Below are 16,939 nucleotides of genomic sequence, written 5' to 3' on the forward strand. Positions count from 1 at the left end.
AGCACAGGAGACCGGTGGGACCCGCGGGAGCGGTGACCGGACGGACGAGCGCCCTGCGGGCGGGACTGTGGCTGATCGCCGCCGTCCTCGCGGCGCGCCAGCTCGTGGCGGTCCTGAGCACACCGCGCGGTGAACGCCTCACCGACCTGGAGACCTGGATCGGCCCCCACGGGGTGTTGCACGTCAAGGACTCCCTGTACGACGCGCCCGACCGGTTCACCGGCACCCCTTTCTCCGGACTCGTCCTCAAGCCGTTCTCCCGCGCCGCCGAGCAGGCGCTCGGCTGGGGCTGGACCTTCGGCTCGCTCGCCCTCGTCGTGGTCCTCGGCCTGGTCGCGGCCCGCGCGCTGCCGCAGCCCGTCTCCCGCCGTACGTCCCTGTTCGCGGCGCCCGTCGCGATCAGCCTGCTGATGCTGTCGCTGCCGGTGCGCAACGCCTTCACCACCGGCCAGACCAGCATCATCCCGGTCCTCCTCGTCCTTCTCGCCTGCTTCACCGCCCGCGACGAGCGCGCGTCCGGCCTGCTCATCGGCGTGGCCGCCGCCCTCCAGCCGACGGTGCTGCTCTTCGCGCCGCTGCTGTGGTTCACCGGCCGCAGACGCGCGGCGGTCTCCTCCGCCGTCACCTTCGCCGCCGCCACCGCGCTGGCCTGGGCGGCGATGCCGCACGACTCGTGGACGTACTGGATCCACCACCTGGCCGGCTCGGGCCTGTCCACCAACCCGGCGGCCACCGCCAACCAGTCCCTCCACGGCATGCTGCTCCGCTTCGGCGCCGAAGGCCCGCTGGAGATCGCCCTCTTCGCGCTGCTGAGCGTCGCCGTCGCCGTGCTCGGCCTGCGCCGCGCCGTCACCTACGCGCGCGACGGACAGCTCCTGCTCGCCGTCGCCATCACCGGCTGCGTCGCCGTCGCCGTCTCCCCGACGACCTGGCAGCACCAGCTGCTGTGGGTGCTGCTCGCCGTCGTCGGCCGGGTCGGCAAGCGCGCCTCGGACCGCTACATGTGGCCCGTTCTCGTCGTCCTCGCGCTGACCCTGCCCGCGAAGATGATGCTGCCCGAGATGGACTTCCTGGCGCCGGTCGCGGACAACATCGTGCTCATCGCCGCGCTCGCCGCCGCCTGCGTCGTCCCCTTCCTCTCCCGTACGTCACCGCTGTACGAGACCCCCGTCCCCACCGAGTACGCCGCCCCGGTGCCCGCCCGCTGGTCGTGGGTGCCGCTCCTCCCGGTCTGGCGCCGGGTCGTCGCCCGCCCGAACCTGATCCTGGAACTGCTCCTCATCCGCGTCGGCTACTCCGCGTACCAGCAGGTCCGCCTCGCCGCGACGGGCGGCACCATCTCCGGGGGCCGGGCCACGGCGGAGGCCCACGGCCGGCAGATCCACTCCATCGAGCAGTTCCTGCACATCGACGTCGAGCACTGGGTCAACCACACGGTCTTCCAGCAGGCGCCCTGGCTCACGGACTTCTTCAACTTCTACTACACGTCGTTCCACTTCGTGGTCCCGCTGAGCGTCCTCGGCGTCCTCTACGCGCGCCGCCCCGCCGACTACCGCTGGGCCCGCTCGGCCCTCGGTTTCGCGACCGTCCTCGCCCTGATCGGCTTCTGGGCGTACCCGCTCGCGCCGCCGCGCCTGATGCCGGGCCTCGGCTTCATCGACACCGTCCACGGCGTGCAGGACTTCTCGAAGCCGAACTACGGCACGCTCACCCAGCTCACGAACCAGTACGCGGCGATGCCCTCGCTGCACTTCGGCTGGTCGCTGTGGTGCGGTGTCGTGATCGTGGTCCTGTCCCGCCGCTGGTGGATGAAGGCCCTCGGCCTGGTCCACCCCCTGTGCACGGTCTCCGCGATCGTCGCGACCGGCAACCACTGGGTGCTCGACGCGGTGGGCGGGGCGACGGTGGTCGGCGCCGGGTTCTTCCTGACGTACGTGCTTCAGGGGCCCCGGGCGCGGACGGTGACCGGCGAGGCGCGCAAGGGTGCCCCCGAATCCGATGCCGTGCCCGGCGGGGCCGGGGCGGGACGGGTGGAGGCGTCGGGCTGAGGGGCCCGCGGTACTTCATCGCGTTGTGACAAGCGCCCGCCGCCGTGTTGTCGGTGGAGCGACAGTTCCGTGACGTCTCTGTCCCTCTTCGCCCGTTCTCCGTAGCCTGCGGCGGTAGCCGTTCTCGTGAGGTCGGGGGATTTCATGAAGAGAGTGGTCAGTGCGGTCACGCTGGTCGTGGGGCTGGGCGCGCTCGCGGCATCCTCCGGAGGGGGCGGAGGCACGCCACGGGCGCCGGGGCGTGTGACCGGATCGCCGATCTCCGTCCCGGTCACCGAGAGCTCCGCCTGGGGGCTGACCGACGACGGTGTCGTCGTGGGGTTCGCGAGCGACGGGGACGAGTCGATGTTCCCCTTTCTGTGGCGCCCGGGGTCGCCCGGTGAGCGGCTGGATCCGCTCGCCCGGAGCTTCGGCGGCTCCGCGCTGTCCATCGGCGCGAACGGCGACGTGGTCGGGGAATTCATCTCCGAGGACGCCCTCATGGTGCCGGTGCGCTGGACGCCCGAGGACGGCCTGACCCGGATGGACACGCTGGGAGGCGCGTTCACACTGCCGCGGGGCATGAACGCGTCGGGTGTGGCGGTCGGAATCTCGAACACGGGCGACGACGATCCGCACGCGGTGCGCTGGGACCGCTCCGGTGCGGTGACGGATCTCGGCACTCTGGGCGATGCCGAGGTGAGCGCGGCCTTCGGAATCAACGACGAGGGCGTGATCGTCGGACAGTCGGGTCCGAGCGACCTCCGCGGACCTGCCGTCCGCTGGGCGCCGGACGGCACCATCACCCAACTCTCCACTCCCGCCGGGTCCGAGAACGCCGTCGCGTACGCCGTCAACGCCGCCGGTGTCGCCGTCGGAGAGGCGGCGTCGACGGACGTGGACGGTGATCTCATGGCCCTTGACGGTCAGGCCGTGCGCTGGAGTTCCGACGGAACCGCCGTCCGGCTGACCGTCCAGGGCGGGGGAGCGGCCATCGCCTGGGACATCAACGACTCCGGCGAGGTGGCCGGCGCCGTCCGCCGTTCCGACGGCACCGAGCGCGCCGTCCGCTGGTCGCCCGACGGCACCGGCACCGAACTGCGTCCGCTCGACGGCGACGTGAGCAGTCACGCCCGGGCCATCAACAACCGGGGTCACGTGGCTGGTGAGTCGGTCGATGCCAAGGGCCGGTCCCACGCCGTGCTGTGGCATCCCGACGGTTCCGTCACCACACTCGTCCGGCACTCGAACCACACCGTCTTGCCCTCGCCCCCGGCCTCCCCGCGCTGAACACCCCACTTCGCCGCCACCGCCGCGACGATGGCCAGGCCCCGGCCGTGCTCATCGCAGGGGTCCGGCAACGCGGGCACCGTTTGCGGAAGTTGCGGTCCGTCGTCGGTCACCTCCGCCCGTACGCGGCCGGCCTCCTCGTCGTGCAGCAACCGCACCTCGGCGCGGGCGCCGGGCACGTGCCGTACGACGTTGGACAGCAACTCCGTGACGCCGAGGGCCAGGTCGTCGGCCACGTCCGGCGGCACCGTCCAGTCGTCGCAGAGGCGGTGGATGATGCGGCGCACATGGCGGGCCGAGTGGGCGCCGACGGTGAGGCGCAGCGTGTAGCGGCGGGGCCGCTCGGTTTGCTCGTTCACGGTACGAGCGTGGCGAAGCGTGACTACGCTGAGCAATCGTCTGGATACAACCTGCCCGAATGTGGGCCGAGTTGAGGGGGCCGCACGTGGTCCATGTCAACGTCCTCGATCCGAGCGCCTCGCCGCTCGACTACTACGGCTATGAGCTGCGCCGTCACCGGGAGGCCGCGGGCCTGACCCAGAAGCAGCTCGGGCTGATCGTCAATTACACCGGGTCACTGGTGGGACAGATCGAGACCGCGCGGAAGCTGCCGACACCCGAGTTCAGTGAGCGGTGTGATGCTGCTCTGGGGACTGATGGGCTGTTGTCGCGGCTGGTGGGGCTTGTGCTGCGGTCGCAGTTGCCGGTGTGGTTTCAGCAGGTTGCCGAGCTGGAGTCGCGGGCCGGAGAGATCTGCTCGTTCGAGTCGGGCATGGTGCACGGCCTCTTGCAGACCCGCGCGTACGCGCGGGCGGTGCTCGGCGCCCTCGACAAGAAGAGGCTGGAGGACCGGACTGAGGTGCGCCTCGCCCGCCAGCGCATTCTGGAAGTCGGCGATGAACCGCCGCAGCTCTGGTTGATCCTCGGCGAGGCAGCGCTCTACCAGGACATGGGGGCCGGTACGCGCCAGATCATGCACGACCAACTGGGCCACTTGTTGGGTTACGAGGATTGTCCGCAAGTGAACATCCAGGTACTGCCGTTCGCGGTGGGGCCGCACGCGGGAATGACCGGTCCGTTCAGCGTCTACCGATTCCCGTCCGATCCCTCCATCGTTTATACCGAGGGGTACGGGCAGGGGCATGCGACCGCCAACCCGGACACCGTCAAGGACTGTTCGCTCCGTTACGATCACTTGCAGGCGGCCGCCTTGTCCATCACGGACTCGGCCCGGCTGATCAGGCGCGTGATGGAGGAGCGTTATGGCGGGCATCCAGTGGCGTAAGTCGACCTACAGCAGCGACCAGGGTGGCCAGTGCGTGGAGTGCGCGCCGCTCGGGGCTCTCACCTGGGCCAAGTCCAGCTACAGCAGTGACCAGGGTGGCGACTGCGTAGAGGTCGCCGGAACCCCCTGCGCCGCCGTCGCCGTCCGCGACTCCAAGGACCCGGCGGGCCCGCACCTCACGTTCTCGCCGGAGGCGTTCGGCGTGTTCGTGGGGGTCTACTCCGCGTCGTAGTTCTTGTCCCGCAGGTGCAGGGCGCGCAGGGCGGCCTCCAAGGCGAAACGATGCGTCGGGGCTTCGAGGCGGTCGCCGAAGTGGGCGTCGAGTTTGCGGAGCCGGTAGCGCACGGTCTGGGCGTGGACGCCGAGCGCGTCGCCGACCTGCTCGGCGGTGCCCCGGGTGGTCAGCCAGGCGTGCAGGGTCTCCACGAGACGGGCGCGCCGGGTGCCGGACGACTTGTCGAGCGGGGCCAGTTCGCGGGTGGCGATCTCGGTGACCAGCGCGGGGTCCGCGAGCAGCCAGAGCGTCACCAAGTGGTCGGCGCAGTCGAGGACTTGCTCATCGGCAACGATGTCATCATCAACGAGCTGAAGCACCTGCCGCGCCCACCGCAACGAGTCGGCGGCCTGCTCGGTCGGCAGGGTCAGCCCGATCGCATACGAACTGCCGGGGGCCGCTGCTTCGAGCATCGCGCGGCGCTCCCGGGTGAGCGGGCCGGGGATGAGTAGATGTGGCTGCGGGGCGCCGAGATCGGCGAGGACGTCGACGGCCAGACCTGGCTGGATGTGTTCGGCCGGCGTCCGCATCGCGATCATGGTCACTTCGGTGGGAAGCTGCCAACCGGTCTGTTCGCACAGGTTGTTGATGGTGGTGTGCCCCAACGGCGTTCCGGCGAGCAGCAGGTGCAGTAACCGTCTTCGCACCACCTCGCCGGCCACGCCCGCTCTGGACTGCACCTCCATGTACCCCTCGTGGGAGAGGGCTTCCAGCTCACCGATGTAGGCGAAGACCGCCTCGGCGAAGGTGAGCAGGAGGGTGGGGGAGAGGTCGAAGCGGCGGCCCAGGTCCTTGGCTCGGCGCAGGGCGACCCGGGCGCCGAGCCGGTAGGCGCCCTGGAGCGTGGCGAGGTCCCGGCCCTCGTACGCCTCAACTCGGCCGAACTTGCGGAGCAGTTCGTCCCGCGTCGCGGTCGACGCGTTCGGGTCCGCGACCCGGTCCACGAAGGCGTGCAGACTCTGCTCGACACCCTGCCGGATCGCCGCGCCGCTCGGCCCGCTGAGCAGCGCCGCGTACTCGGGGAACGCGCGGGTCACCTCGACTCCGATCTCCTTGATGAGACCGGGGAGTTCGGGACGCATGATGCGGGCGAACTCCCGGGGCAGGGGCCCCAGGGGGTCGTCGACATCCTTCGTGTGCGCGGGCAGGGGCATGGCCACTTTCCTCGCTTGTCCGAGCGCCGGGTGGGGGGCCGGGCGGGACGACGCACGGGTGCGCAGCTGTCCCGCCCGCCAGGTGCATACCAATAGGACCTATGAAATTAGAACAACTACTGTGCGTTGTACATCTGTTGCGCAGAGATTGATCGCGGTGTGGGGGATGTGGCTGAGAAGTGATGGGGCCTCAGGGCAGGACCACCTTGGTCGGCGGGAGGGTGGGCATGACCGGCGGGCAGCCGAAGTTGAGTTCGTTCGAGCAGACCGGGGCCTGGTTCATGGTGATCAGGTTGTCCGGGCCGCTGATGGCGGCCGTGAACAGTGGGTTGAGGTTCTCGCCGCCGGTTCCGCAGCCGGTGAAGGCCGGAATGTCGACCTTGCCGGAGAGGATGCCGCCGAAGAGGACGTTGGCGTAGCCGCCGCCGTCACCGACGTTCGCCTTCAGCGTCACCCGGAACCGCTTCGCGGTCCGGCAGTTCGGCCCGACGTCCAGGGTGGTCCCGTTCACCTTGACGTCGTGGATGCGCAGGGTCTGGAAGAAGGTGGCCACCGCGTACGACTCGGGATCTCCGTAGGCGTGCTGGTCCCCGGTGGAGATGGTGATGGGCGTGTTCTCGAAGGAGACCTTCGCCGATACGGGGGTGAAGCCGAAGCTCAGGAAGGTCGATTCGGCGTCCGGGAGGCTGAGTTCGCCCAAGGAGTCGAAGCGGCGGAAAATGTCGTCCGTTCCGGGCCAGAACGTACTGCCGGACTGAATGTTGGCGGCCACGTTCATCAGGCCCGGGTTGCCGGAAGGGTCATTGATGATCATGGAGCCGTTCTGCTTGCGCACGCCGGCCAACCCGATGGCGTAGGCGCAGGCCCCGAAACCAGGGGCTGGGGTCACCACCATCGGCGCGGGCGGCTTGGGTGTCTGGCTCACGTCGGGCTCCCCCTTGGGGCGCTCCGTGGGGCACGTCACCTCGGCCGCCTTCGCCTTGGCCTTCGGGGACACGGTGATGCCGTCGCGGGAGTGGTCGTCGCCCTTTTCCTGTGGCGTTTCCCCGGACGGCGGCGTGCTGCCGGGTTCCGTCTCCTGCTCCGCCGGGACGGCGACCCGTGCGATGCGCGGTGCGTCGTTCCCGTTCGGAGAACAGGTGATCGCGACCGGAGCGCCGGAGGACGGAGTCACCGCGAGGGTGAGAGCGCCGGCGACCAGCTCGAAATCGCCGGGCGTCTTGACGGTGATGGTGGGGACGTCCCCGGCCAGCGGCAGCACCAGATCAGTGCCGTCGGCGGGAACAGTGGTACGCCCGTTCAGGCCGCTCCAGGTCGTGTCCGCCTTCTGTTCGTCCTGCCGGACCTGGACGCCGAGGGAAGCCTCGCTCGCCAGGTCGTCCCCGGCAGGAAAGAGGTCGGCGACCGCCGCACGCGGCAGCCTGGCCTCCACCTGGACCGGGCCCGCCTGGATCGGTGTACCCGCGACGGCGGTCGTCGGCAGCTCGGTGGCCACCTTCACCGTGGCGGCCAGTTTCACCGGTGCGTCCGTGGCAGCCGCACCGGCGGCCACGGGGGCGCTGCACTCGTAGGCCAACTCCACCGAAGGGGCAGGCTGTTCGTCCGCCTGCGAGCCGGAACCGGACAGCATCCCGGCCACCAGCGCGGCCGTGGCGACCGAGGCCACCCGTACCGAGCGCCGTGCGCGGAGCCCGGTCCGCCGCCTTCCGAGTGTGTTCATCCGGTCCTTGTCTCCTGACGTCATGTTCTCCCACCCGTGCCGACCGTCCCCTGGAAACACGTACTCGCCCGCCGCCGGGTGAGGTACCCGGCGGCGGGCTGCGCAGTGCTACACGATCACGGGGAGGTGATCGCCTGCGCGGAGGTCAGCACGTAGTTGGCCACGAAGTCGGCGTGCTGCCCGGCGGTGATCAGGCCGAGGCAGCTGGCGCCCGTCTGTGCGGCGAGGGAGCCGCCGCCGGTGACGTGCAGGGTCTTCGTGGAGGTCTCGTACCAGCCGTTGGTGGTACCGGCGAAGGTCGCGTTGCAGCCGGTGCCGGTGATGGTGGCCTTGATGTTGCTGATGTTGCCGTCGATGTGGTTCGCCGTGGTGCCCGTGGCGTTGATGTAGAACGGCGTGGTGGTCGACGCGGCGCTGGACACCGTGAAGGGGATGCCGACGACGGTGCAGCTGGAGAACGACAGGCTGGTGATCGAGCCGATCTGCGAGCCGGCCAGGCCGGAACCGGACTTCAGCGTGCCCTTCGCCTGCGAGGACGCACAGTTCAGCGTGGTCGAACCGACCGTCAGCTTCGGGTTGGTGGCGTTGGCCGTGAAGGCGCCGCCGGGCGTCACGGTGTAGGTGGCCTGAGCGCCCGCCGAGGCCGACGAGATGGACAGACCGAAGGCCGACGCGAGCGCGGCAGCTGCGATTGCGGTGTTACGGGCGAATCTACGCACAGTGGTTCCTCCGCTTGAATGAGGGTGAATTGGAGCGTGACCGTTACCCGGTGACGCGATCGTGTCGCACCGTGAGGCAACCCCGAGGGGCCGGCCCGAGAGCCAACCTTCGTCGCCTTCGAGACGGGACGTTACGAGCTGGTAACCGGAAGCCGCAATGGGAATGCGCCAGGTTCCTCGAACGGATCGGAATGCGCAGTTTTTCTTGTCTCGCCGCATACAGGTCACGTCACTTTCCTTGTCGGCGAGTGACGAATTTTCGCCGCGCCACGAGAAACACTCACTCGATGAGCAAATGGACCTCCCACATGCTCACTTGCCGATAAACCCGCGAGTAGTGGAACAACTGTCAGCAAGGGCATTGTGCGAAAGGTTTCCCGTGAGTAACGTCCGGGCTCGCATTCCTCTACGAGAAGGGAAAACCGGCATGGCTACTCTCAGACGTGTGTCTGTCCTCGGCGCGACGGCCGCCCTGGCGACGATCGCCTCCATCGGTACGTCCTCCGCCGCCGGCACTCAGTTGAACGGGAACTGGGCGCCGTTCAACCGCTGCCCGGTCGACAACGCGGCCATGCTGGGTGCCGACGGCATCGACAACCAGGCCACGTGCGTCTCCTCCAGCTCCCCCAGCGGTGTCATCAAGATCGGCAGCTCGGTCGTCCCGACCGGGAAGACCGACCTCCAGGTCGGCATCGTCACCCACTCCGACGGCACCAACTCGGTGGTCGCCCCGTCGGACGGCGCGCTCATCGCCGACCCCGCCGACCTGCCCGGCGGCCTGCTCGGACTGATGTGTCCCAGCTCCGTGCCCGTCGTCAGCGCCGTCTGCGGGCAGATCAAGGACAGCACGACCAACCGGATCGTGGCGACCGTCGAATCCGTGGGAACCCCCTCCAACTTCCAGCTGCTTGCCGGAGTCTCCGAGGGTGTGCCGATCATCTCGATCCCGGTCCGCATCCATCTCAGCAACCCGCTTATCGGCAGCAACTGTTACATCGGCACCAAGTCCGCGCCGATCATCCTGCGCCCGGGGAACGCGGCCGCGCCGAACATCGCGGCGGACAGCGCCACCTCCAACGGCACGCCCGACCCGGCCGGGCCCTTCGGCCGGCTCGCGCTGACCGGCTCGACCCAGCAGGACCTCACCTTCGCGGCGCCGGGCGCCAGCGGCTGCGGTCCCCTCGGGCTCGGCGCCTTCAACTGGGCCGTCAACCTCAAGTCCGGCCTCCCGGCGGCCTCGGGCGTCAACAGCGTGAAGCTCAACAACACCCAGACCTACCTCGGCACTCTCAACGACCCGGGGGCCGCCGCGCCGAACCAGGGCAAGGTCTTCTCCCAGTACTGGCACTCGGCGGTCAAGTAATGCGGTTACTGCTGCGCAGAGCGGCGATGAGCGGGGTCGCGCTCGTCGCCGCGCTGGGGGTGTCGGGTACGTCGGCGTCCGCCACGGGGAGCGGGGTGTGGACGGTCAGCCCCGCCGGGAGCTACATCGGGAATGCGGGTACCACCACCCTCGGGGGCGGCACCCTGGCCCTCTCCTGTGCCTCTTCGCGCATCACGGGGTCGCTGCTGGCCAATGATGCCGACGGGCTGGCCGCCGGGACTCTGCTGCCGTCGATGTTCACGGGCTGCACGGCCTCGGGCGGCGCCTTCACCCTTTCTATGGGGCCGACGCCCTGGAAGGTCAATCTGCTTCAGCTCAATGCCAGTAACCCCTCCAGGATCGACGTGTCCATCAGTGGGGTCACGCTCGGCATGTCCGGGACCGGTTGCTCCGTGACGGGGACGGGGACTCTGTACGGCCAGTACGACAACTCCACCGGGCAGTTGCTCATCGGTCCGACCACGGCACCCGCCAGTCAGGTCCTGGCCGGCGCGGGGACGTCGTGCCTCGGGCGCGTCAATCCCGGTGATGCGCTCAGCTTCAAGGCGACGTACACCCTCAGCCCCAAACAAACCATCACCCCACCCGCCTGACCCGCTTATAGCCCGGTGATAAAAAACCGGACGCCCTTTACGGACCAGCGCGAAATTGCCGAACCCCTATTGCTAGCCAAGGTTACTCGGCCGTAACGTCTCCAAAAAGTTCTTCCGCTCCTGGTCGGCGTCCCCCGTCGGCCAGGGGTCTTATGAGGGCCGACCGGAATCCTCCTTTCCGGTCGGCGCCTCCGTGGCGGGGTTCCAGTCTCTCGTCGTACCCCCGGCGAGACGGGACCCCGCCACGAACAATCAGAGCCCCTGGGGCTCCGTGGTTCTACTCATCTTCCGACAGGAGAGAACGGCTCTCTTATCACTGGATGACAAGTTTTCAGGAAGATTCGGGGCGGCCGCTCCGAGATCTTGTCCGGCACGTATGAAGCGAATTACCGTGCGCTGCCGAGTTCGCTCGCTGAAGGTGAGAAGCGATGGGAATCGAAGTGAAGGTCGAGGGGCTCACCAAGTCCTTCGGCCGGCAGAACATCTGGCAGGACGTGAGCCTCACCCTGCCCGCGGGCGAGGTGAGCGTCATGCTCGGGCCGTCCGGAACCGGCAAGACCGTCTTCCTGAAGTCGTTGATCGGTCTGCTGAAGCCGGAGCACGGCCGCGTCCTGGTCAACGGCGTCGACATGGCGCGCAGCCCCGAGCGGGACATCATGGAGGCCCGCAAGCTGTTCGGGCTGATGTTCCAGGACGGCGCCCTCTTCGGGTCGATGAACCTCTTCGACAACATCGCCTTCCCGCTGCGCGAGCACACGAAGAAGAAGGAATCGGAGATCCGCCGCATCGTCATGGAGCGGATCGACGCGGTCGGCCTGCTCGGCTCCGAGGGCAAACTGCCCGGCGAGATCAGCGGCGGTATGCGCAAACGCGCCGGTCTGGCACGGGCGTTGGTCCTCGACCCGCAGATCATCCTCTGCGACGAACCGGACTCCGGGCTCGACCCGGTGCGCACCGCGTTCATCTCGCAGCTGCTCATCGACCTGAACACCACCACCGACGCCACCATGCTCATCGTCACCCACAACCTCGACATCGCCGCGACCGTCCCCGACAACATGGGGATGCTGTTCCGGCGGCAGCTCGTCACCTTCGGGCCGCGCGAGGTGCTGCTCACCAGCCAAGAGCCCGTCGTCTCACAGTTTTTGACGGCCAGTAAGGCCGGGCCGATCGGCATGAGCGAGGAGAAGGACGAGGCCACGCTCGCCGCGGAGGCCTCCGGCGGGATGGCGGCGCCGCAGCCCAAGGCGCTGGTGCCGCAGTTGCAGCCGACCCCCGGGCTCGGCGAGCGGGCCGCTGTCGCGCGGCGGCGCGAGCGGGTGCTCGGGATGATGGATACGTTGCCGGTCTCCGCGCAGCACGCCATTCGCTCCGCTTACGGGCGGGATGATCTGGTGGCGCTGCCTCGGAGGGGTGGGGCCTCGTGAGTGCGGATACTCGTCTGCCCGCTCCCGAAGACTCCCGGGTGCAGGAGCGTCGTGGTCGCTCGCGCAGTTCCCCGCGCCCCTACGGGGCGCTTCTCGCCCCGCTCCGGCAGACCGGGCAGCTGTTCGCGCTCGCGCTGCGGGTCGTGCGGGACACCTTTCGGCGGCCGTTCCAGTTCCGGGAGTTCGTCGAGCAGTTCTGGTTCATCGCCAGCGTCACCATCCTGCCCGCCGCCCTCGTGTCCATCCCGTTCGGCGCGGTCATCGCCCTCCAAGTCGGCTCACTCACACAGCAGTTGGGCGCGCAGTCGTTCACCGGCGGCGCCAGCGTCCTCGCCGTCATCCAGCAGGCCAGCCCGCTCATCGTCGCCCTGCTCATCGCGGGCGCCGGCGGCTCCGCCATCTGCGCCGACCTCGGGTCGCGCAAGATCCGCGAAGAGCTGGACGCGATGACCGTCATGGGTGTCTCGCCCGTGCAGCGGCTCGTCGTGCCGCGCGTGCTCGCCGCGATGACCGTCAGCATCCTGCTCAACGGCATGGTGTCCGTCGTCGGCACCCTCGGCGGCTACTTCTTCAACGTCATCCTGCAACACGGCACCCCCGGCGCCTACCTCCAGTCCTTCTCCGCGCTCGCCCAGCTCCCCGACCTCTACATCAGCGAGCTGAAAGCCCTCATCTTCGGGTTCATCGCGGGCATCGTCGCCGCCTACCGCGGACTCAACCCGCGCGGCGGCCCCAAGGGCGTCGGCGACGCCGTCAACCAGTCCGTCGTCATCACCTTCATCCTGCTCTTCTTCGTGAACATGGTGATGACCGGGATCTACCTCCAGATCGTTCCACCGAAGGGAGGTTGAGTCCCGCATGGCTTCACCCCTCGTCTGGCTCGACCGGGGCGGCGACCAACTCCTCTTCTATGTGCGGGCGCTGGTCTGGATACCGCGGACCATCGTTAGATACACGAAGGAAGTGCAGCGCCTCCTCGCCGAGGTCGTCTTCGGCTCCGGCGGCCTCGGCGTCATCGGCGGCACCATCGGCGTGATGATCGCGATGACGGCCGCCACCGGCACCGTCGTCGGCCTCCAGGGCTACGCGGCCCTCGACCAGATCGGCACCGCCGCCTTCACCGGCTTCGTGTCCGCCTACTTCAACACCCGCGAGATCGCCCCGCTCGTCGCCGGACTCGCCCTGTCGGCGACCGTCGGCGCCGGCTTCACCGCCCAGCTCGGCGCGATGCGCATCAACGAAGAGGTCGACGCCCTCGAAGGCATGGGCGTCCGCTCGATGCCGTACCTCGTCACCACCCGCATCATCGCCGGAGTCGTCGCGATCATCCCGCTCTACGCGATCGGGCTGCTCTCCTCGTACCTCGCCTCGCGCATCGTCACCGTCGTCTTCAACGGGCAGTCGGCAGGCACGTACGACCACTACTTCGATCTGTTCCTCTCACCGACAGACGTGCTGCTGTCGGTGCTGAAAGTGCTCATCTTCAGCGTGATGGTGATCCTCGCCCACTGCTACTACGGCTTCCGCGCCAGCGGCGGCCCGGCCGGGGTCGGCATCGCCGTCGGACGGTCGGTGCGCAACGCGATCGTCGTCATCGCCGTCACCGACTTCTTCCTGTCGCTCGCCATCTGGGGCGCCACGACGACCGTGAAAGTGGCGGGGTGAGAGACGGTGGACACCATCCGACGCCGCCTCGCCGGCCTCGCCTTCCTCCTCGTGCCCGCCCTGCTCATCTGGCTGGCCGTCGCCGTGTACAACAAGGACTTCACCGACTCCGACGACGTCACCGTCGACACCGGCTCCGTCGGCAACGAGATGCACCTCGGCGCCGAGGTCAAGATGCGCGGCGTCGTCCTCGGTGAGGTACGCAGGATCGAGCCCACGGAGACCGGGGCGCGGCTCGTCCTCGCCCTCAAGCCCGGCGCCCTCGACCGCATCCCCGACGACGTGCACGCGCAGATGCTGCCGACCACGCTGTTCGGCGAGCGGTACGTGGCCCTCGTCCCGGCGAGCGGCGAGGACACGGCCACCGACTCCGGTACGCGCAAGCTCGCGGCCGGGGCGACCATCCCGCAGGACCGGTCCGCCAACGCCATCGAGCTCCAGCAGGTCCTCGACGACGTCCTGCCCATGCTGACCGCCGTCCAGCCGCAGAAACTCTCCGCGACGCTGTCCGCCGTGTCGCAGGCGCTCCAGGGCCGCGGCGACCAGCTCGGTGACACGCTCACCCAGCTCGACGCGCACCTGAAGAAGTTCAACCCGAACCTGCCGACGCTCAACGAGGACCTGAAGCAGCTCGTCCAGGTCTCCCACGTCTACGCCGACGCGGCCCCCGGCATCCTCGACGCGCTCACCGACTTCACCACCACCAGCGGCACCATCGCCGAGAAGCAGAGCGACCTCGCCGCCGCGTACGGGGACACCACCCGTACCGCCGAGGACCTGGACGCGTTCCTGCGGGCCAACAAGGACAACATCATCCGGCTGTCCGCCACCTCGCGCGGCACGCTGAACATCCTCGCGAAGTACTCGTCGTCGTTCCCGTGCACCCTGCGCACCCTCGCCGACTTCGTACCGCGCATGGACAAGGCGCTCGGCAAGGGCACCGACCAGCCGGGCCTGCACGTCGACGTCACGACCGTCGCCTCCCGGGGCGCCTACCAGGCCGGACGCGACACCCCGTCCTACGGCTCCGGCGGCACCCCGCACTGCTACTCCGTGCCCTACCTCGGCGGCGCCTCCGCGCGCACCCCCGCAGCCGTCACCGCGTCGGACTCCGTCGCAGGACAGGACCTCGGGACCGCCAACTCGCCGCAGGAGAACGACCTGGTGAACGAGCTGATCGCGCCCTCCGCGAAAACCTCGCCGAACGACCTGCCCGACTGGTCGAGCCTGCTCGTCGGCCCCGTCTACCGGGGAACGGAGGTGAAGCTCAAGTGAGTACCCCCCAGGGAGACTTCAGCCATGTGCGGCGGCGCTCGCTCGCCGGACCGATCACGAAGTCGCTCATCTTCGTCCTCGTCACCGCGCTCGCCACCACCGTGCTCGGCCTGTCCATCGCCAACAGCGGCGTCAACACCGACACCCGCAGCTACAAGGCGCTCTTCACCGACGTCACCGGGCTCATCGACGGCGACGGCGTCCGGATATCCGGCGTGAAGGTCGGCGAGGTCACCGACGTCCGCGTCGTCGACCACCGCACCGCACAGGTCACCTTCACCGTCGACAAGGACCGCACCCTGCCCGGCACCACCACGGCGGGCGTGAAGTACCTCAACATGGTCGGCCAGCGGTACGTGTCCCTGGAGCGCGGCACCGGCTCCGCGGGCGGCGACCTCGCGCCCGGCGACACCATCCCGCTGGACCGCACCACCCCCGCCCTCGACCTGACGCTCCTCTTCAACGGCTTCAAGCCGCTGTTCGAGGGCCTGTCGCCGCGCGACGTCAACGATCTCGCCGGCTCGATCGTCAAGGTCCTCCAGGGCGAGGGCGGCACCGTCGACAGCCTCATCACGCACGTCGGCTCGCTGACCCAGACCGTCGCCGCCAAGGACAAGGTGATCGGCGAGGTCATCGGCAACCTCACCGACGTCCTGGCGACGATCAACAACCGCGAGGACCAGTTCGACGACCTCGTCACCACCCTCCAGCAGATGGTCTCCGGCTTCAACGAGGACCGCGAACCGCTCGGCCAGGCCGTCGCCGCGATGGGCGACCTGACGACCGTCACCGCCGGATTCCTCAAGGACACCCGAGGCCCGCTCAAGGGAGACATCCAGCAACTCGGGCGCCTGTCCAACCAGTTGAACGACGGCATCCCGCAGATCCAGAACTTCCTCGACAAGACCCCGGCCAAGCTCACGGCCCTGTCCCGACTCGCCTCCTACGGCTCCTGGTTCAACCTCTACCTCTGCGAGGCGCGCGTCAGCGGGGTCACCATGTCCGACGGGTCGAAGGCACCCACCGGTATCTCCGTCAACGAAGCGAGGTGCCAGTGATGTCGACGCCCGCCGGAAGCCGGAGACGGCCGTGGCTCAAGCCCGTCCAGGAACGCAACCCCGTCCTCATCGCCGTCGCCGGACTGGTCGCGCTGGGACTCGTCGCGCTCGCCGCCTTCAACGCGAGCAGCCTGCCCTTCATCGGCGGCGGCACCTCCTACAGCGCCGACTTCAGCGAGGCCGCCGGTCTCGGTGAGGGCGACGAGGTGCGGATCGCCGGCGTCAAGGTCGGCGAGGTCACCGGCGTCGGCCTCGACGGCGGCAAGGTCAAGGTCAGCTTCACGATCAAGGACGACGGCACCTGGATCGGCGACCGCACCACCGCCGCCATCGCCATCAAGACCCTCCTCGGCGACAAGTACGTGGCGCTCGACCCGGTCGGCACCGGCCGCCAGGACCCCGGCACCCGCATCCCGCTGTCCCGCACCACATCCCCGTACGACGTCACCGAGGCGTTCCAGGACCTCAGCGGGACCGTCGACGAGATCGACACCGAGCAGCTCGCCGCGAGCTTCGACACCATCTCGGAGACCTTCAAGGACTCGCCGCCCGACGTGAAGGCGGCTGTCAAGGGCCTGTCCGCGCTGTCGAAGACGGTCTCGTCCCGCGACAGCCAGCTCGCCGAGCTCCTCGCCGGCAGCAAGAAGCTGACGAAGACGCTCCAGACGAAGCAGTCCAGCTTCGAGACGCTCATCAACGACGGCGGCTCCCTGCTCACCGAACTGCAGAAGCGGCGCACCGCCATCAAGGCGCTGCTCAGCGGCAGCGAGGCGCTCGGCCGGGAACTCACCGGCCTCGTCGACGACAACGACCGGCAGCTCGGCCCGACGCTCACCGCGCTCGGCCGGGTCACCGCCGTCCTCGCCGCGAACAAGGGAAAGCTCGACAAGACCCTCTCCCTGCTCGGCCCGTACTACCGGCTCGTCGGCAACACCCTCGGCAACGGCCGCTGGTTCGACAGCTACCTGTGCGGCGTCGTGCCGCGCACCTACCTGCCCGAGAAGTCGCTCCCCGCGAAGTCGTGCAGACCACCGAAGAACGGCTCCTACGGGAACGGGGGCTGACGCC

General features: G+C 69.0%; 15 protein-coding genes and 1 pseudogene. 12 read left to right on the forward strand and 4 right to left on the reverse strand.

Translation table 11 applies throughout. The annotated features are described in order from the left end of the window. Nucleotides 1–32 precede the first annotated feature (32 nt). Together ABZ930_RS10610 and ABZ930_RS10615 are read left to right on the forward strand one after the other, a co-directional pair. Nucleotides 33–2,048: a bifunctional glycosyltransferase 87/phosphatase PAP2 family protein gene (locus ABZ930_RS10610; protein ID WP_361544765.1), complete on the forward strand. Its 2,016-nt coding sequence runs from the start codon at nucleotides 33–35 to the stop codon at nucleotides 2,046–2,048. 561 nt (nucleotides 2,049–2,609) lie between these two features. Continuing rightward, nucleotides 2,610–2,705: pseudogene (locus ABZ930_RS10615) on the forward strand (hypothetical protein); the annotation flags it as partial. Between the two features lie 476 nt (nucleotides 2,706–3,181). Here ABZ930_RS10615 and ABZ930_RS10620 read toward each other — a convergent pair. Further along, a complete protein-coding gene (locus ABZ930_RS10620) occupies nucleotides 3,182–3,676 on the reverse strand; it encodes an ATP-binding protein (protein ID WP_361544768.1) in 495 nt (164 codons plus the stop codon). Nucleotides 3,677–3,762: 86 nt separating this feature from the next. Here ABZ930_RS10620 and ABZ930_RS10625 point away from each other — a divergent pair, with 86 nt between their 5' ends. Continuing rightward, nucleotides 3,763–4,602 carry a helix-turn-helix transcriptional regulator gene (locus tag ABZ930_RS10625; protein ID WP_361544771.1) on the forward strand — a complete coding sequence of 280 codons (840 nt, stop codon included), beginning with the start codon at nucleotides 3,763–3,765 and terminating at the stop codon, nucleotides 4,600–4,602. Continuing rightward, nucleotides 4,580–4,834 carry a DUF397 domain-containing protein gene (locus tag ABZ930_RS10630; protein WP_361544774.1) on the forward strand — a complete coding sequence of 85 codons (255 nt, stop codon included), beginning with the start codon at nucleotides 4,580–4,582 and terminating at the stop codon, nucleotides 4,832–4,834. The genes ABZ930_RS10625 and ABZ930_RS10630 overlap by 23 nt, the downstream gene beginning before the upstream one ends. Here the strand turns inward: ABZ930_RS10630 and ABZ930_RS10635 are convergent. The 3 genes from ABZ930_RS10635 to ABZ930_RS10645 all read right to left on the reverse strand — a co-directional run bounded on the left by ABZ930_RS10635 (nucleotide 4,819) and on the right by ABZ930_RS10645 (nucleotide 8,469). Further along, nucleotides 4,819–6,030: a helix-turn-helix domain-containing protein gene (locus ABZ930_RS10635; protein WP_361544777.1), complete on the reverse strand. Its 1,212-nt coding sequence runs from the start codon at nucleotides 6,028–6,030 to the stop codon at nucleotides 4,819–4,821. The two genes, ABZ930_RS10630 and ABZ930_RS10635, sit on opposite strands and share 16 nt — an antisense overlap. Nucleotides 6,031–6,220: 190 nt before the next feature. Then, nucleotides 6,221–7,750: a DUF6801 domain-containing protein gene (locus ABZ930_RS10640; RefSeq protein WP_361544780.1), complete on the reverse strand. Its 1,530-nt coding sequence runs from the start codon at nucleotides 7,748–7,750 to the stop codon at nucleotides 6,221–6,223. A 116-nt stretch (nucleotides 7,751–7,866) separates the two neighbouring features. Continuing rightward, complete coding sequence (locus tag ABZ930_RS10645) at nucleotides 7,867–8,469, reverse strand: hypothetical protein (protein WP_361544783.1); 603 nt, start codon at nucleotides 8,467–8,469, stop codon at nucleotides 7,867–7,869. Nucleotides 8,470–8,896: 427 nt separating this feature from the next. Here ABZ930_RS10645 and ABZ930_RS10650 point away from each other — a divergent pair, with 427 nt between their 5' ends. The 8 genes from ABZ930_RS10650 (at nucleotide 8,897) to ABZ930_RS10685 (ending at nucleotide 16,935) form a co-directional block, all read left to right on the forward strand. Beyond that, nucleotides 8,897–9,832, forward strand: coding sequence for a hypothetical protein (locus ABZ930_RS10650; RefSeq protein ID WP_361544786.1), 936 nt, complete (start codon nucleotides 8,897–8,899; stop codon nucleotides 9,830–9,832). A gap of 26 nt (nucleotides 9,833–9,858) precedes the next feature. Beyond that, a complete protein-coding gene (locus ABZ930_RS10655; protein ID WP_361544788.1) occupies nucleotides 9,859–10,446 on the forward strand; it encodes a hypothetical protein in 588 nt (195 codons plus the stop codon). Nucleotides 10,447–10,874: 428 nt separating this feature from the next. Continuing rightward, nucleotides 10,875–11,873: an ATP-binding cassette domain-containing protein gene (locus ABZ930_RS10660; protein WP_361544791.1), complete on the forward strand. Its 999-nt coding sequence runs from the start codon at nucleotides 10,875–10,877 to the stop codon at nucleotides 11,871–11,873. A 119-nt stretch (nucleotides 11,874–11,992) separates the two neighbouring features. Beyond that, on the forward strand, nucleotides 11,993–12,724 hold the full coding sequence (locus tag ABZ930_RS10665; RefSeq protein WP_361544951.1) for an ABC transporter permease: 732 nt from the start codon (nucleotides 11,993–11,995) through the stop codon (nucleotides 12,722–12,724). Nucleotides 12,725–12,731: 7 nt separating this feature from the next. Beyond that, the gene (locus tag ABZ930_RS10670) at nucleotides 12,732–13,538 is read left to right on the forward strand and encodes an ABC transporter permease (RefSeq protein ID WP_361544794.1); all 807 of its coding nucleotides are present in this window, start codon (nucleotides 12,732–12,734) and stop codon (nucleotides 13,536–13,538) included. Between the two features lie 6 nt (nucleotides 13,539–13,544). Then, nucleotides 13,545–14,813 (forward strand): MCE family protein, encoded by a 1,269-nt coding sequence (locus ABZ930_RS10675; protein ID WP_361544797.1) that lies wholly within the window; start codon nucleotides 13,545–13,547, stop codon nucleotides 14,811–14,813. Continuing rightward, on the forward strand, nucleotides 14,810–15,871 hold the full coding sequence (locus ABZ930_RS10680) for an MCE family protein (RefSeq protein WP_361544800.1): 1,062 nt from the start codon (nucleotides 14,810–14,812) through the stop codon (nucleotides 15,869–15,871). The genes ABZ930_RS10675 and ABZ930_RS10680 overlap by 4 nt, the downstream gene beginning before the upstream one ends. Then, nucleotides 15,871–16,935, forward strand: a complete 1,065-nt coding sequence (locus tag ABZ930_RS10685; protein WP_361544802.1) for an MCE family protein — start codon at nucleotides 15,871–15,873, stop codon at nucleotides 16,933–16,935. The genes ABZ930_RS10680 and ABZ930_RS10685 overlap by 1 nt, the downstream gene beginning before the upstream one ends. The last annotated feature ends 4 nt before the right edge of the window (nucleotides 16,936–16,939 follow it).

Origin of the sequence: Streptomyces sp. NPDC046716, from assembly GCF_040645755.1 — a bacterium.
GTDB lineage: Bacteria > Actinomycetota > Actinomycetes > Streptomycetales > Streptomycetaceae > Streptomyces.

Bases quoted from the DNA above. Each gene is read 5' to 3' on its own strand.
- ABZ930_RS10630 (WP_361544774.1), top strand. From the start codon at position 4,580: ATGGCGGGCATCCAGTGGCGTAAGTCGACCTACAGCAGCGACCAGGGT.
- ABZ930_RS10635 (WP_361544777.1), bottom strand. From the start codon at position 6,030: ATGCCCCTGCCCGCGCACACGAAGGATGTCGACGACCCCCTGGGGCCC.
- ABZ930_RS10640 (WP_361544780.1), bottom strand. From the start codon at position 7,750: ATGAACACACTCGGAAGGCGGCGGACCGGGCTCCGCGCACGGCGCTCG.
- ABZ930_RS10650 (WP_361544786.1), top strand. From the start codon at position 8,897: ATGGCTACTCTCAGACGTGTGTCTGTCCTCGGCGCGACGGCCGCCCTG.
- ABZ930_RS10655 (WP_361544788.1), top strand. From the start codon at position 9,859: ATGAGCGGGGTCGCGCTCGTCGCCGCGCTGGGGGTGTCGGGTACGTCG.
- ABZ930_RS10660 (WP_361544791.1), top strand. From the start codon at position 10,875: ATGGGAATCGAAGTGAAGGTCGAGGGGCTCACCAAGTCCTTCGGCCGG.
- ABZ930_RS10670 (WP_361544794.1), top strand. From the start codon at position 12,732: ATGGCTTCACCCCTCGTCTGGCTCGACCGGGGCGGCGACCAACTCCTC.
- ABZ930_RS10685 (WP_361544802.1), top strand. From the start codon at position 15,871: ATGTCGACGCCCGCCGGAAGCCGGAGACGGCCGTGGCTCAAGCCCGTC.